We start from the raw sequence: 14357 nt of genomic DNA on the forward strand, positions 1-14357 counted from the left end.
ATCGTAGTCCAATTCAGACCATTTTTAGCCGCTCGTTATGGATCCGCGATCTAAGCAGACAATAAAAAATCGCCCCCATTCAGCCGATTGCCGAATAGGAGCGATTTTATTTCGCAGCAGCTATTGCCTTACCATTTGCTTCGCTTCCACCTGCAGCCTGATGGATTGCCCCTCGCTTGCATTCGGGCCGATCCACATGGTGAAAGCTCCAGGCTCGACTGTCCAATTCATGTGCTGGTCCAGAATAGCCAAGGCGTCTGCGCCGACGCGGAACGTTACGTCTGCGGATTCGCCCGGCGCCAGTCGAAGCTTCCGGAACCCGATCAGCTTCTTAAGCGGCTGCGTAACGCTTGCCGCTTCATCCCGCACGTAGAGTTGAACGGTCTCTTCGCCAGCCCGTTCTCCCGCATTCGTTACCGCAACCGTCAGTGTCAGCTCTTCGTCCGCAGTCATCGATGTCCGGTCCGCCGTGATGGTGCCGTATTCGAACGCGGTATAGCTCAGTCCGTAACCGAATGGGTACAGCGGCTCCGTCGTCGAATCGATATAATAGGAGGAATATACCCCGCCCGGCGGCCTGCCGGTTTTCTTCCGGTAATAGTAAATCGGAACTTGCCCGACATTGTGCGGGAAGGTGACGGGCAGACGGCCGCTTGGGTTGTAATCGCCGAATAGCACATCGGCGATCGCATTGCCGCTCTGGACGCCAAGATGCCAAGCTTGAACGATGGCGGACGCGTATTCCTTCAGCCAAGGCAGCGCAAGCGGTCTTCCGCTCAGCAGGACAGCCGCGACCGGCTTGCCGGCGCCCGCTACCGCTTCCGCGAGCTTGCGCTGCGCGCCCGGCAGATCAAGCGAGGTGCGGGAACGCGATTCGCCGCTCATCTCGAGCGATTCTCCAAGCGCCAACACGATGACATCCGCTTGGCGCGCTATAGCGACAGCAGCTTCGATGCCGCTCTCGTCCTCCGAATCGATGGCGCAGCCTTCCGCGTACAGCACGCTTGCCCCCGACCGCTCCGCATGCCGAACGCCTTCCAGCAGGCTCACCACATCCTCCGGCTTGCCGTCGAACGCCCAGCAGCCGAGCGGATCCTTCTTGTTGTCCGCGAGCGGTCCAATGACGGCGATTTTGACGCCTTCTTTGTTCAAGGGCAGCAGCTGTCCTTCGTTGCGGAGGAGGACTATCGATTGTTGGGCCGCTTCGCGCGCCAGCTCTGTGAACGCGGCGCGATCAGCCGCGGCGGACTCCCCGGACTGAATGTTAATGTACGGCTGCTCGAATAAGCCAAGCTTGATTTTCACAGCTAGAATGCGACGCACGGACTCGTCAATCGCGCTCTCCGGCACCCGGCCCTCCCGAACAAGCTTCGGCAGATACCGCATATAAATGCCGGAATGCATATCCATGTCACAGCCGGCAAGAACGGACCGCTCGCATGCTTCTTCCTCGTCCGCCGCCACGCCATGCACGATCAATTCCTGAAGCGCGTTGTAGTCGCTCGCCACAACCCCCTCGAAGCCCCACTCGTCGCGAAGAATGGTCTTCAATAAGTAGGAATTCGCGCATACGGGAATGCCGTTTACTTCGTTGAAGGAAGCCATGATGCTGAGCGCTCCAGCATCCACCGCTGCCCGGAACGGCGGCAAAATAACCTCGCGCAGCACGCGGTCCGACAGGTCGACGGTATTGTAATCGCGCCCCGCTTCCGCAAGGCCGTATGCGGCGTAATGCTTCGGGCAGCTGGCCGTCCGTTCGCCCGCTCCCTCCTGAACCTGCGCGCCCTCAACCCAAGCCTTGGCGTATGCCGAAGTGAGCAGCGGATCCTCGCCGATGCTCTCGGCAATCCGTCCCCATCTCGGGTCCCGGCTAATATCGATCATCGGCGCGAATACCCAGGCGACGCCGTCCTTCATCGATTCGCGCGACGCCGCTTCCGCCGTCCGTCTTGCCAAGTCCGGGTTCCATGCGGACGCTTGGGCTAGCGGAATCGGGAATACCGTCTTATATCCGTGAATGACATCTCGTCCGATCAAAAGCGGGATGCGATGCTGCGTATGCTCTTGGATGAGCCGCTGCAGCTCATTCGCTTCTTCGGCTCCCGATACATTAAAGATGGAGCCCACTCTGCCCTGGCGAATTTCCTCGAGCAGCAGCTCTCTTGCCGAAGTCCCTGTCTCCGGGTTGATCGGGTTATAGCCCCAATCATATTGGGTCATCTGCCCGACCTTCTCCTCCAGCGTCATGCCGGATAAAATCTGCTGTGCCTGCTGCGCGATCTCGGGCGTCATCCATTGGCGCGGCGATGCTTCAGTTGTCATGTTCGCAGTGCACTCCCTTCCCTCTCCAATATGCTTTTATTATAATAGGGACGACTATGCTGCTTGTAGAAACAATATGGTCGAATATATCAACAATCTGATTGCATTTACTCAGGGGGGGCGGCAGCCACGAAAACTATTCATGTCCATTTTTGCGAGCTTTCCCGACACGAAGCGCCGTTCCGGCATTATTATCCGAACGGATTAGATGCTTATATTGTAAGGCTTCAGCTGGAGGGGGTATGCCAAGCGCTCGTCGACGGCGCCATGAAGGAGATTCGCCCGGGCGATCTCATGCTGTTCCAGCCGGGAGATATGTACGATTTGCGCATCGGCTATTCGGAGGCTACGCAGCTGTCGAGCGATCTGTATTTTCTGGGTAATGGCGAAGGCATGCAGGAATGGTGGGAGCGGCGGGAACGTGCGAAGGTCGCTAACCTTGCAGAAAATAACCGTTTGAAGTCTTTGTGGCAGCAAATTATTTTGGAGAAAAGACGGCTGGACGGCGGCAGTCCCGAAATGATTACCGCTCTCGTCTGGTCGCTGCTTCTGCAGATCGACCGCGCCATGGATGAAGCGCCGGAGAATCTATCGCCGCTCGCGTTCCACGCGCTTCGTATGCGGCAATATATTGAGGAGCATGCGGCCGAAGCTTTTACGCTGAAGGAGGTGGCCCGGCATACGGGACTAAGCGTCTCGCGGGCCGTCCATCTGTTCAAGCAGCATTTCGGCGTCTCGATTATCGGCTACGCCCAGCAGCTGCGGCTCGGACGAGCCGTGAGCCTGCTCGAGCACAGCCCGCTGTCGCTCGAGCAGATCGCCGCAGAGACCGGTCTAGGCAGTTACGCCTACTTTCACCGGCTGTTCCGCGAACGCTACGGCATATCTCCCGGCGCCTACCGGAGAAGAAGAAGCTAGCTCAGCTTCTCATGCTCCCGTCCCCGCCTCCGCTGACTCGTAGGCTTGCATGATGGAGTCGAGCAGCCCGGGAAAACGGTCCTCCAGGTCTTCGCTTCGCAGCGACAGAATGCGCTGCGTACCGTGGATCCGCGTATGGATAACCCCCGCCTCGCGAAGCGTGCGCGCATGATGCGATAACGTGGACTTCGCCACCGGCACGTCGAAGTTGCTGCACGCCTGCTCGCCGTTTTTTCGTATTTGCGAAACGACATGCAGCCTCACCGGATCGCTTAACGCGTAGAGCACGGCGGCCAATTGAATTTCTTTTCGGTCCGGATGGTAGAGCACCTTCATCTATCGTCAGCTCCCTCTTTGTTGTTTCCTCGTGGTGTCAGCCTCTATTGCGTACTTATGTCCTATTCAACTGCCAAGCTGTTCTTTAGCTGAGGGTCACGGCGGCCTGTTGCGTCCCTGTAAGCCGATTTTTTCGGCTTATTGGGATCGCGGCGGCTCGCTGCGCCCCTGTAAGCCGATTTTTTCGGCTTATTGGGATCGAGACGGCTCGCTGCGCCTCTGTAAGCCGATTTTTTCGGCTTATGGAGCTTACGGCGGCTCGTTACCCCCAGACAAGCTTAACAAAATCCATATTTGCATTTTATACCACCCCGTGCTATATTTCAAATGTTCGATAACAATCGAACTAACAAAATATAGAGAGCGAGTGGTGAACCATGCAAAACCAACAAACGGTCTCCGATGCTGCCGGGGCCGATACATATTCTTCGGCAAATGCTGCGCTGCCGCGCGAGAAGCTGCTTACGGCACTGCTCGGATTGGCCGTCGTGCTGATGATTATGAATACAGCTATGTTCAATTTGGCCTTACCCGATGTAACCGCCGAGTTCGGCGTATCCCAAGCTGTCGCCTCCTGGATCGTCACGGGCTATTCAATTGTATTCTCGATCGCTTCGATTACGTACAGCCGCCTATCCGACTTCGTGCCGATCCGCCGACTGTTCGTCATCGGCCTTCTCTTGCTCGGACTCGCCGCGATTGCCGGGCTGTTCAGCGCAAGCTTCATCATGCTGCTGCTCGCCCGGATTATGCAGGCAACAGGCGCCGGCGGGATCATATCGCTGTCGCTAGTGCTTCTTAGCCGCTATATTCCCGTCGAACGCCGCGGCAAAGCCATGGCGACTATTATGTCGGCCGTGTCGCTTGGGCTAGGGCTTGGTCCGGTTGCGGGCGGCGCGATCGTCGAATATTTCGGCTGGCCCTACCTATTCCTCGTAACAGCCGCTTCGCTGCTGCTTGTCCCGCTCTTCTTAAAGCTTCTGCCTAAGGAGGAGCCTCAGCGCGGAAGCTTTGACGCGCTTGGCGCGCTGCTGCTGGCGGTAGGTACGACCGGCATCCTTCTTTTCCTAACGAATGATTCTTGGATTGCGCTCGCCGTCGGCGTCTTGGCTATTTTCTTATTCGTATACCGCATCCGAAGCGCGCGTGATCCTTTCGTCCAGCCGGCGCTTTTCCGGAACCGCCGGTACTTGGCGCTTGCCGCCGCCGGCATCGCGTCCTATATGTGCAGCTTCGCCACGCTGTTCATCATGCCGCAGATGCTCGTGAACCGGTTCGAGATGACCGCGAGCCATGCGGGCTTCATCATCTTTCCCGGTTCTCTGCTCGCGATGCTTGTATCCCGGCGCGTCGGCGACGCGATTGACCGGTATGGCAATACCGCCATCCTTACATTCGCTCCGCCGGTTATGCTCCTATCGGCGCTGCTGTTTGCGATATTCGCCGGTCACTCTTGGATAGCGATTCTGCTTATCTATATGCTCATGAGTCTTGGGTTCACCGTCATGTCGAGCAGCATATCCAACGAAATGTCCCGGATTCTGCCGAGCAGTCAGATCGGCTCGGGCATGGGCTTATTCCAGCTGCTGCAATTTTTCTCCGGTGCGTTCAGCGTCGCGCTAGCGGCGACGGCAATGGAATGGCAGCATCACCTTTCGCTTGCGGCAGCCTATGGAAACCTCTTCTGGGGGCTTACCGTCATCGCGCTGCTTGCCATCGTCTGCTCTTTCCTTTATCTTCGCGGTCCGGCGAAGGGCATTGCCCGCAATAATGCTTACAGCTCTCCTGAAGCATAAACCGCTCCGAAAACAAAAAAAGCCTCGAATCGAAAATCGAGGCTTTTTCCTATTCAAGCTGAACACCTTTCGTCTATTAAAAACGATACGTCCAGAACCGTTCCGTACCGAACCGCTCTTCCAGCTCCGCGGCGGACAGCTCTTTCTGGCCGACCAATTCCGGCGCTTGGAACTGGGAGCGATGAGCCCGGATCGAAGCCAGCTTCTGCTGCAGGAAGCCGCGAACATCCTCCAGCACATCGGGCTGACCGATTCCTTGCTCGAGATTGCGGGCAAACGCCACACAGCGGACCTCCGGTCGCTCTTGCTCCGGCAATCTGCCGATGCACCGAATGACGGCGGCGCCGCAAGCGTCATGGTCGGGATGCACGCTGTACCCCGGATAGAAGGTATACACGACATCCGGGCGCACCTCCGCCAGCAATCCGCTTATTACCCTATCAAGCAGCTCTTGATCCTCGAACTCAATCGTTTTGTCATGGAAGCCAAGCAATCTTAAATCCTGAATGCCAATCGCCCGGCAGGACTCCTCCAGCTCGATCTTCCGGATATCCTTAAGCGTAACCCGATTCGCAAAAGGCGGGACCCCCATATTCCGTCCCATCTCTCCTAGAGTCAGGCAGCCGTACGTGACATGCGCCCCGCCCCGAATTTCTTTGGCAAGCGTACCGGACATGCCGAAAGCTTCATCATCCGGATGCGGCAATATAACAAGTATGCGTCGTTCCATAGCTTCGCTCCTCCTTCACCCTTTAGAATGGCTCTGCGCTTAGCTGCAGAGAAACGACCAGCTTACCTTGGCTGTCATGCCCCGCCAAAATCAATCGATCGCGCTCGTCTTCCGCATAGTGCGTCAAGCCTTCCGAATACACCCATCCATGCGCCATCTTCAGGCCGACCCGGTACGGTCCTTCTCCCGAAATCGAACCGTTCGAGAAGCGGATTCTCGTATTCGTAATAAAGGTAGCCGCCGGGTGCTTCGACGTATCGAAATGAGCGGCATAGGCACCTGTCGTTAATTCCAGATGAATGTATAAATCCTGATCCTTCAGACTGTCGATCCTTCGCTGAACTTCAGCAGGATGAATAAGCTGCATGGGAATCCCTCCGTTTCTACTCCATCATACCAAGAAACATTTCGTTCTGGCAAAACGGAATGATATGGCATCTTCAAATGCCAAAACCGCCAATTGCTTGGCGGTTTTATCCCGGTTCATGTAGCGATGACATTTTTTTGCGGCCGCATCAGAAGTGACGTTGAAGCCAAAGGCTCCCGCCAGATCGCGAAGCTTGTAATAAACGAGCTTATCCGAGCAAAAGCGTAACAGGACGCCAGTGCCAATAACAAACAGGCACGCGTCCCCCGCGTGCCTGTTAGGATCGGCTTATACGAAATGCCGATCTTTCCCAAGTCTCCAGCTTATATATTCATCGTCCCTTGAAACCTCGCGAAACCCCATACAAATCAGCGTCCGTGCCGAGGCTGTGTTGCCGGTCAAGCATTTCGCCGTAATGGCCTGCACGCCCGGCTGCCCGAAAGCCCATTCGACCAAGGCTGACGCCGCCTCCGTCCCATATCCGGCTCGTCGCTCCTGTTGAATAATCGCATAGCCGATGTCCGCTTCACCCGAAGCGTTCGGCCTGCCCTTAAAGCCTGCGTCGCCTATAATACGCAGGCCGTCCTTCTTGAGCACCAGCCATGACTCGAAGCCGGTCGGCGCTCCGCCCGCCAGCTCCAGATTGCGAAGAATCTTCGGAAACGTTTCGATCGCGTCCTGATCCGGCCAGCCCTGTTCGGCCTTCAGCCCTTCTCTCTCTAGTATGCCGAGCTCGTTCCGAATCAGCGCCGAGGTCGCCTCGCGGGTAAACGGAATGAGCAGCAGCCTGTCCGTCTCGATTCGCAGGGAGGCAGACGTTCTCTTTCTTTCTGGTTGATGAGACAACATCGCCTATCTACTCCCCGTTCGTCTTCACATATCTTGCGCGGTATTCATCCTCCAGCATACTCATGATGATCGAATCGTAATAACGATGCTCATAAAACAACGCGTCGCGCTGAACCCCTTCCTGCACGAAGCCGAGCTTCTCATAAACATGCTTCGCCCGTTCATTATAGGAGTACACGTACAGCTCGATTCGGTGCAGATTAAGCACACCGAAGCCGTAATCCAGCATGAGCAGCAAAGCTTCCGACCCGTAGCCTTTCCCCTGATGCGCATCCTGGTTTATGGCGACCCGAATGGACGCGTTACGGTTGATTGAATCGATGCCTTGTATCGCGATATCCCCGATCAACTCATCGTTGTCGCTCTTCGCGATTAACAGCAGCACGGACGACGTATCCTTCGCTTTGCCCGCGATATAGTCGGCAATCTGTTCCCTGCTGAAATGCTTCTGCGTTCCGGTCAGCCGTCTTGTTTCTTTCCTATATACAGACTCGAAATACCAATCCGCATCCGCCGCTTCGATCGGCCGCAAATAAACTTGTTTTCCTTCTAAAAATCGTACTGGCGCCATAAACCGTCACGCTCCTTTATGAATCTGTATTCTAATGTAACGGATTGCTGTATATTTGAATATATACAGAAATCCTAAACTTTAGACGACAGATTGGAGACCGCGATGCTGTACACCCCCGATATGCATACGAACGGAGCGGAGCCGCTGCCGATCTATTCCGCCTTATACGAAGCGGTAAAACGCGACATTCTCGCGGGCAAGCTTCGCCCTAATGACCGGCTGCCCTCGATACGAACGCTCGCGAAGCATTTGAGCGTAAGCGTCACGCCCGTCGAGACGGCTTATCAGCAGCTGGTCGCGGAAGGCTTCGCCGAAAGCCGGCCCAAACGCGGGTACTTTGTCGTGCCTCTGCCCAGCCCGTACGGCGGTCTGGCCTTACACGGCGGCGAATCGGCATCCCTTCATCAAGCAGGGCGCTCTCCCGTTTACGACTATGATTTTCATATTGCCAAAAACGATTTTTCCGTCTTCCCGATCGAAGAGTGGAAACGGCTGCTGGGTCAAGTGCTTCGGGAACAATACCAAAGCCTGCTGTTCTATGGGGACGCGCAAGGGGAAGCCGGACTTCGAAAGGAGCTGTCCTTCTATCTTCACCGCTTTCGCGGCGTCGTCTGCCGCCCGGAACAAATCGTCATTGCGGCGGAGCAGCATCAGCTTGTCCACTACCTGACCTTGCTGCTCAAGAGCCTGCCTCCCGTGCTCGCGACGGAAAACCCGTGTTACCCGCTCATTCCCGCCGCCTTTCAGTCGCAGAGCTTTCGAATCGCGGCTGTAACGGAAGCGGACTCCGGCATATGCTATGAGCGGCTGCATGAAAGCGGCGCGGGCGTCATCGCGCTTGCCCCGTCGCATCAATTTCCCGGAGGGCGGGTTATGCCTTATGCGGAACGACTGGATATCCTGAACTGGTCGAAGTCAACCGGAGGCTTTATTATCGAAGACGATTACGGCGGAGAATTCCGTTATCAGGGGCAGCCCGTCCCGGCTCTGCAAGGCATCGACCCTGCGGCGAATGTCGTCTATTTAAGCGGGTTCTCACAGGTGCTTGCCCCGGATATGTGCATTCACTTTATGGTTCTTCCGGAGGCGCTCGTCGAGCAATTTCAAGCGCTGAGAAGGGAATTGCTGTTCGAAGGCTCCTCGTCCCGCATCCTGCAGCGCACTCTCCAGCTCTTCATGGAGAAGGGCTATTACGAAAGGCATGTCCGTAAAATGCGGACGCTCTATCGCAAAAAGAGCCGACTGCTTGCCGGCTTGCTGCAGCGTGAGTTTCAGGAAGCAGGAGAGGCGGTGCCCACGGATTCCGGCATGCATGTGCTTCTCAAGCTTAACGCTTCCGCCACGGAAACGGAGATGGCCGCCGAGGCAAGGCGTAACGGGCTGCACATCGCGGAAGCCTCGCTATTTTATGAGAATGGCGTCTCGCCAGGGCCGGAGAATCGCTTCCTCATCGGCTTCGGCGGCATTCCCGCAGAACGAATGGAAGAAGGCGTCCAAAAGCTTCGCGAAATATGGGAGACGTATTTGTAAAAGCATTGTCCCGCTCTGATTGAACAGAGCGCAAACAAAAGCAGGGCCTCGACGGCCCTGCTTTACGTTTTGATAGCGGAAGTCCAGCCCCAGAAAAAAGCGTCGCGGTCCCATGCCGCCTTGCCGCCATGAAGCTTCTTGAACGCTTTCTTCACCTCTTTGTCGATCGAGGCATGCCCTTTCTCATTCACATAAATAAAATGCTCGCCGAAATGGGTCCGAATATAGTTGACCGCGTCCTCCTGATACAACATGCCGCGATCCCGCATCTCGCCGAACATCCATGCGGCGACCTCATCCGCTGTATGACTCATTTTTTTCTCCTCCTTATTGTTCCGCTAGATGCCCGGCTGCCTGAAAATCGGATAACGTAAGCGAAACGTTGATTTGAAACCGGAAATCGATGGACCGGTCCTTCATTTTTACCCAATAGGTAACGATATACGGCGTCTCGATAAAATAGATCGTCAGCCTGAGCGTATCGGCATCCTCCCAAGCCCCATAAGTCACTGCTTCCTGCAAATGGTCAGCAAGGTCTTTCGTAAATCGGAATGGGGCGGATGTTTGCTTCGTGAAGCTGAACGGAAGCCGCTGCTCGCTGCCATTCTCGTAAACATGGAGAAGCTCCAAACCTTCCTGAGCCTGAACAAATCTTAGCATGGCGAGCTGAAGAGGGTTGTCTTCCAGCCTATAGCATTTGTTATGCAGCGTTGGAGCATGCTCGGGAATAGGAAGAAATAGCGGGACCGCAGGGACGGCAGCCGGCTTTCTTTCATTTGTTGTTGCAGTTCCGTCCATTACATATTCATATATGAGGTCCAAAAGGGTCTGCAGCTGCTGCATGGACGAAAAGCTCGACGTTGCCGCAATGACAATGTTCTCCTTCGGCGCGACAAAGCATAATTGGCCGAAGGAACCGTCCCCTCGAAAAGCTCCGCGCCGGCATAAGTGAAGCTGGTAGCCATAGCCTTGAGCCGAATCGATCCGTTTCGGGCTGGCTGCCGCCCGGTTATCGCTATGCTCAGTCGTCGCAAGCTGAATATACCGCTCGGAGACGATCCGCCTTCCTTCATATTCTCCTTTATTCAAGAGCATCTGGCCAAACCTGGCGATCCCTTCCGTCCGAATACTTAATCCCATCCCGCCGGCGGTAATCCCGAGCGGACAGGTCTCCCAGACCGGTCTCTCTATTCTAAGCGGCTCGAATAAGGCAGGCATCAGAAAGTCGACCAGGCTTTGGCCGGTTACACGCTCCAGGATGGCAGCCAGCATATAAGTCGAGTGCGTGCTGTACCGGTAATGCGTGCCGGGCTCATGATGAACCTCCATCGACAAATACGCCTTTACCCAATCCTGCTCCTTAGCTACAGCCGCATAAATATTATCGTCATGCCCCGCATTCATAGAGAGAAGGTGATGGATCGTCATCTTCTCCAGGTTGGCCGACACCCTCTCCGGGAGCTTGTCCGGGAAGAAGGAAATGACCTTGTCCTGCAGGTCCAGCACGCCTTGGTCCCATGCAATGCCAACCGCTATCCCGGTGAAGCTTTTGCTCAAGGAATAGAGCAGCTGCGGGCAATCGCGGCGGTAGGGCTCGCGCCAAAACTCGGCCGCCGTCTTCCCGTCTTTCAGCAGTATGAAGCTGTTCATATTTAGCTTCCGTTCTTCGATTTGTTCGAACAATGCTAGCAGCGCTTTCGACGATAGTCCGTTCGATTCACAAATGATTGGTTGCATGACGATATCCCTCCTTCACAACCCCGAATGAGCTAGCCTGGCAGCAGCTCGCTCAACACCATTTCGCTGAGATGGCCATTGCCCGCAAGCATCACATTCATCCGTTCCAGGAATACGGGCGCTGAAGGCGCCCCCCCTCTTCTCGCAAGCAGAATCCACCTAAGCATGGCGATCGCCTCATACGCTTCAAGCTCCTCCGGCGCCATCGGACGCTCCTTGAGATAAAAGGCGCGCAGCCAGTCGGCATGCCGCTTAGACACGTACAGCTTCAGCAGCACAAGCGCCCACGCCAGATCGTAGCGGGCATCTCCCAGCTGGCCGTTCGTCCAATCGATGACGGTTATCCGATTTTTTTGCTCCACAAGGTTGCGCAGATGAAAGTCGCCGTGAATTAGATGCTCCTGCTTAACCGGAAACTGCCGCAGAAGCCCGGACAACACCGATGAAAGCTTAGTCATGTCGCCTACTCCCGGGAAAAAGTAATTGGTGAACTCGCAGCATGGCAGACCAATAGACCCAAGCTCCCGCGCGCTTACCCGGTGGATGCCGGATAAAACGGACGCCATTTGCTTCACTTTTTCTTTATTTACTTTCAGCAAGGGGTCTCCGTCGTATGTTGTGAGGAGCGCCCGCTCCCCGTCCGCATTCATCCCCCACCCAATCGGCCTCGATACCGAAACGCCTTGCTCGTGTAGCGCTTGAAGCAGCCGGTATTGAAATTCAACATTCGGCCTGGAGCTTTTGTTCCAAAGCTTAAGCACAAAGCTGTCCTGCTCCGCGCTAAACCTTATGACCTCCGCCTCGAAGCCCTGCTCGATTTCCTGCTTCATCAGCTGCGGCTGCTCTAACAGCTTGTCCAGCCATTCGTTTTTTGCCTTCCACTCTATATCCGTAAGCGGAATTCCCACTCCCGTTCCTTCCTTTCGCTAGAAGACTACCAAAATTATACACGCTTCCGCCAGTTTCGCCTATTAACAGATCAAAATGACCGTACGCGCTTCGGCTCACTGCTGCCGCAAAAAAAGAACGGCCGCCAACACTGCGCGATCGTTCTTCCTTTTCTATGACTTGGCGGTATCGACCCGAACGGAGCCGACCTCGACTGTTGCCTCCAAAGCAGCGCCGCCTGAGCCGAACTCGCCTTCCTTCGAAAGCGCCGAATTTTTACTGTAATCGATATGATTCAAATCGGCATTTACTTCTCCGACCGTAGAATGCAGGCTGACCGTTCCCGACTTCGGCGATTCGTCGAGGGTAATTTTGATATCGCCCACATCCGCCGTCGCGGTTAAATCATGATCTAGCTTGAAGCCGTCAACCGTAATTTCGCCTGCCGAGGTTTCTAATGTCGTCTTCCCGGTTAGATCGCGGGCTGTAATGCTGCCGGCGTCGACCGTAATATTTACGCTTTCCGCTTTAATGGAGGATGCGTCTACCGCTCCAAACTCGGTTTGCACCGTAACCCGATCATACAAATGATCCGGCAGCAGAACCGTCAGCTTGCGTTCTCCCTGCTGGCTTTTGTTCGTAATTACGCTCTTTTCCTCCACTGTAATTTGAAGCTCCCGCTTCTCAACATGGACATCCAGCGTGATTTCGTTATCGATCGCCTTGTCCGTCGTCAATTCAATTTCGGCCTTGTCGCCGGCTGCGGGCTCCACGATGATTTCCATCGCCTCCGCCTTTACGGCAACGGAATCGAATTCATCGGCTTTCACCGATTCCGTCTGCTTTATCGTCTCGCCAGACCCCGAACTTTCACCGATTGCGGCCGCGGTCGTACCGTCCACAATGTTTGTTACGGCGCCGGAGCAGCCGGTTAGGCTTGCCGCCAGCAGAAAAATCGAAATCATCATGCCTGTTTTTTGTATCGCATTCATCTTTCATTCCATCTCCCTATTCTCTTCTCTCTTGCAACATCATATCGTCTTCCTGCATCTGCCAAAACGGTCCCCAGACCATACATGCACTAGACCTTGGTCGCAGTTGCCGCTCAGTTGTTGATATCGTGCTATACGGATGACGGGCTTTGAACGCGCAAAGATAGTACGGGTATCCCGCAAAATTTTGCATTTACAGCGCATTACAATTGGATAAATTAGGGTTAAAATACCGACACCTTTTTCCGATAACCCTATTAAACAAAACAAAGGGGTGCTCCTATGAAAATAGCAAGCAGCTTGCCCTCCCCTCTTCCAAAGCTCGATATGCGCAGGGGAGATACGGAGGAGAGGACCTTCCGGCAAGGACAACTCCCAGTAACAAGGCCCGTAACCGACTTGTTGGAGATTAGCGCCGAAGGGAGACAGCTGGCCGAAGACGCCATTTTGCATCATGAGGCTTACCGCTACGACAGCTTACCGGACAAGCCTAACGGCGCGCCTGACGACTATATCAACCCGGCGGATTTGATGAAGCGGTTTGAGCCGGAATCGCACGAAAAATTTCAAGAGGCTATGAACAACAATGCGGCGGAGGGCTTGTCGCTCCTGCTGAAGTTCGCTAGGCAAATTCCGAAGCATCCGGACTGGATCGAGACGTACCGGAAAGAGCGGGAGAGCAGCGAGCCATAAAAAGAGGCGCCCTTGCAGGAGGCCACTGAGGCCTCCTGCATTAGGCACAAAAATAGCACATCTGAACCGATTTCCTTCGGCTGGTCAGCTTCGAGCGTATCTTAGAAAGAACTTTAATAATGAACCTGCATAAAATGAGATGAGATTGGTCATTTGACTACTTCATCCAAATGTGGGGGTTATAAATGTTTATGTTTTTCCATACCGATCGACAGATGATGCCGACGATGCCGCCTCATCCTATTCTTTTGGAAGCAAGACAGGTCGCTTCAAATCAAATTTTATTGACGTATGATAAGCGGGCTGACATAGCGTCAGCGACAAACGTTTCGAACTATTGGATTCGAAGTAATATGGCTGTCGGCATCGCGAGCGTAGGAATGAAAGATGCGCTAACAGCAGAGAACGCCATACGCCCCGATATGGCAATGATAACGCCTGCCGATAATTCCATGATGAGATTCACCTTGACATTTCGGGTAAACGCCATGTCTGGCGTAATGTACACTGTACTCCCTTGTTTTGTGAACCTGGAGGGTATGACTGGATATAGAGGAGAAAATTGGGGTCCCTTTAGCAAAAATATGTTTATTGGCATGTAATTCAAATGCTGCACTTTTAAGAA

15 protein-coding genes are annotated in these 14357 nt (G+C 54.7%); 5 read left to right on the top strand and 10 right to left on the bottom strand.

The features are described 5' to 3' along the window. Positions 1 to 120: 120 nt before the first annotated feature. The gene (gene bglX, locus D3P08_RS24260; protein WP_240647733.1) at positions 121 to 2322 is read right to left on the bottom strand and encodes a beta-glucosidase BglX; all 2202 of its coding nucleotides are present in this window, start codon (positions 2320 to 2322) and stop codon (positions 121 to 123) included. A 138-nt stretch (positions 2323 to 2460) separates the two neighbouring features. Between bglX and D3P08_RS24265 the strand changes: the two genes are divergently transcribed. Next, positions 2461 to 3240, top strand: coding sequence for a helix-turn-helix domain-containing protein (locus tag D3P08_RS24265; RefSeq protein WP_276311191.1), 780 nt, complete (start codon positions 2461 to 2463; stop codon positions 3238 to 3240). 9 nt (positions 3241 to 3249) lie between these two features. Here the strand turns inward: D3P08_RS24265 and D3P08_RS24270 are convergent, their stop codons facing one another. Beyond that, on the bottom strand, positions 3250 to 3576 hold the full coding sequence (locus D3P08_RS24270; RefSeq protein WP_119602718.1) for an ArsR/SmtB family transcription factor: 327 nt from the start codon (positions 3574 to 3576) through the stop codon (positions 3250 to 3252). Between the two features lie 377 nt (positions 3577 to 3953). On the opposite strand from D3P08_RS24270, the gene D3P08_RS24275 reads away from it, so the two are divergent. Further along, positions 3954 to 5372, top strand: a complete 1419-nt coding sequence (locus tag D3P08_RS24275) for an MFS transporter (protein WP_119602719.1) — start codon at positions 3954 to 3956, stop codon at positions 5370 to 5372. Positions 5373 to 5448: 76 nt separating this feature from the next. On the opposite strand, the gene bshB2 is transcribed toward D3P08_RS24275, so the two are convergent. From bshB2 to D3P08_RS24295, 4 genes are all read right to left on the bottom strand, one after another. Continuing rightward, positions 5449 to 6102, bottom strand: coding sequence for a bacillithiol biosynthesis deacetylase BshB2 (gene bshB2, locus D3P08_RS24280; protein ID WP_119602720.1), 654 nt, complete (start codon positions 6100 to 6102; stop codon positions 5449 to 5451). Between the two features lie 22 nt (positions 6103 to 6124). Next, positions 6125 to 6469: a YojF family protein gene (locus D3P08_RS24285; protein ID WP_119602721.1), complete on the bottom strand. Its 345-nt coding sequence runs from the start codon at positions 6467 to 6469 to the stop codon at positions 6125 to 6127. Positions 6470 to 6757: 288 nt separating this feature from the next. After that, positions 6758 to 7318 (bottom strand): GNAT family N-acetyltransferase, encoded by a 561-nt coding sequence (locus tag D3P08_RS24290; protein ID WP_119602722.1) that lies wholly within the window; start codon positions 7316 to 7318, stop codon positions 6758 to 6760. A gap of 7 nt (positions 7319 to 7325) precedes the next feature. After that, positions 7326 to 7889 carry a GNAT family N-acetyltransferase gene (locus D3P08_RS24295; protein ID WP_119602723.1) on the bottom strand — a complete coding sequence of 188 codons (564 nt, stop codon included), beginning with the start codon at positions 7887 to 7889 and terminating at the stop codon, positions 7326 to 7328. A gap of 105 nt (positions 7890 to 7994) precedes the next feature. Here D3P08_RS24295 and pdxR point away from each other — a divergent pair, with 105 nt between their 5' ends. Further along, positions 7995 to 9422: a MocR-like pyridoxine biosynthesis transcription factor PdxR gene (gene pdxR / locus D3P08_RS24300; RefSeq protein WP_119602724.1), complete on the top strand. Its 1428-nt coding sequence runs from the start codon at positions 7995 to 7997 to the stop codon at positions 9420 to 9422. Positions 9423 to 9484: 62 nt separating this feature from the next. Here pdxR and D3P08_RS24305 read toward each other — a convergent pair whose 3' ends face one another. From D3P08_RS24305 to D3P08_RS24320, 4 genes are all read right to left on the bottom strand, one after another. Continuing rightward, positions 9485 to 9736: a DUF6953 family protein gene (locus D3P08_RS24305; protein WP_119602725.1), complete on the bottom strand. Its 252-nt coding sequence runs from the start codon at positions 9734 to 9736 to the stop codon at positions 9485 to 9487. A gap of 13 nt (positions 9737 to 9749) precedes the next feature. Then, positions 9750 to 11159, bottom strand: coding sequence for a serine hydrolase domain-containing protein (locus D3P08_RS24310; protein WP_119602726.1), 1410 nt, complete (start codon positions 11157 to 11159; stop codon positions 9750 to 9752). A gap of 32 nt (positions 11160 to 11191) precedes the next feature. After that, positions 11192 to 12067, bottom strand: a complete 876-nt coding sequence (locus tag D3P08_RS24315) for a phosphotransferase enzyme family protein (protein WP_119602727.1) — start codon at positions 12065 to 12067, stop codon at positions 11192 to 11194. Between the two features lie 153 nt (positions 12068 to 12220). Continuing rightward, the gene (locus D3P08_RS24320) at positions 12221 to 13039 is read right to left on the bottom strand and encodes a DUF4097 family beta strand repeat-containing protein (RefSeq protein WP_119602728.1); all 819 of its coding nucleotides are present in this window, start codon (positions 13037 to 13039) and stop codon (positions 12221 to 12223) included. Positions 13040 to 13321: 282 nt separating this feature from the next. Here D3P08_RS24320 and D3P08_RS24325 point away from each other — a divergent pair, with 282 nt between their 5' ends. Both D3P08_RS24325 and D3P08_RS24330 read left to right on the top strand, forming a co-directional pair. Next, positions 13322 to 13732: a hypothetical protein gene (locus D3P08_RS24325; RefSeq protein ID WP_119602729.1), complete on the top strand. Its 411-nt coding sequence runs from the start codon at positions 13322 to 13324 to the stop codon at positions 13730 to 13732. A gap of 185 nt (positions 13733 to 13917) precedes the next feature. Continuing rightward, positions 13918 to 14334 (top strand): hypothetical protein, encoded by a 417-nt coding sequence (locus D3P08_RS24330; RefSeq protein ID WP_240647734.1) that lies wholly within the window; start codon positions 13918 to 13920, stop codon positions 14332 to 14334. Positions 14335 to 14357 lie beyond the last annotated feature (23 nt).

Origin of the sequence: Paenibacillus nanensis (assembly GCF_003583765.1) — a bacterium.
Classification (GTDB): domain Bacteria; phylum Bacillota; class Bacilli; order Paenibacillales; family Paenibacillaceae; genus Pristimantibacillus; species Pristimantibacillus nanensis.

What these genes read in the sequence shown, in the direction of transcription:
- bglX (WP_240647733.1), bottom strand. Translation starts at nt 2,322, where the DNA reads ATGACAACTGAAGCATCGCCGCGCCAATGGATGACGCCCGAGATCGCG.
- D3P08_RS24270 (WP_119602718.1), bottom strand. Translation starts at nt 3,576, where the DNA reads ATGAAGGTGCTCTACCATCCGGACCGAAAAGAAATTCAATTGGCCGCC.
- D3P08_RS24275 (WP_119602719.1), top strand. Translation starts at nt 3,954, where the DNA reads ATGCAAAACCAACAAACGGTCTCCGATGCTGCCGGGGCCGATACATAT.
- bshB2 (WP_119602720.1), bottom strand. Translation starts at nt 6,102, where the DNA reads ATGGAACGACGCATACTTGTTATATTGCCGCATCCGGATGATGAAGCT.
- D3P08_RS24285 (WP_119602721.1), bottom strand. Translation starts at nt 6,469, where the DNA reads ATGCAGCTTATTCATCCTGCTGAAGTTCAGCGAAGGATCGACAGTCTG.
- D3P08_RS24290 (WP_119602722.1), bottom strand. Translation starts at nt 7,318, where the DNA reads ATGTTGTCTCATCAACCAGAAAGAAAGAGAACGTCTGCCTCCCTGCGA.
- D3P08_RS24295 (WP_119602723.1), bottom strand. Translation starts at nt 7,889, where the DNA reads ATGGCGCCAGTACGATTTTTAGAAGGAAAACAAGTTTATTTGCGGCCG.
- pdxR (WP_119602724.1), top strand. Translation starts at nt 7,995, where the DNA reads ATGCTGTACACCCCCGATATGCATACGAACGGAGCGGAGCCGCTGCCG.
- D3P08_RS24305 (WP_119602725.1), bottom strand. Translation starts at nt 9,736, where the DNA reads ATGAGTCATACAGCGGATGAGGTCGCCGCATGGATGTTCGGCGAGATG.
- D3P08_RS24310 (WP_119602726.1), bottom strand. Translation starts at nt 11,159, where the DNA reads ATGCAACCAATCATTTGTGAATCGAACGGACTATCGTCGAAAGCGCTG.
- D3P08_RS24320 (WP_119602728.1), bottom strand. Translation starts at nt 13,039, where the DNA reads ATGAATGCGATACAAAAAACAGGCATGATGATTTCGATTTTTCTGCTG.
- D3P08_RS24325 (WP_119602729.1), top strand. Translation starts at nt 13,322, where the DNA reads ATGAAAATAGCAAGCAGCTTGCCCTCCCCTCTTCCAAAGCTCGATATG.
- D3P08_RS24330 (WP_240647734.1), top strand. Translation starts at nt 13,918, where the DNA reads ATGTTTATGTTTTTCCATACCGATCGACAGATGATGCCGACGATGCCG.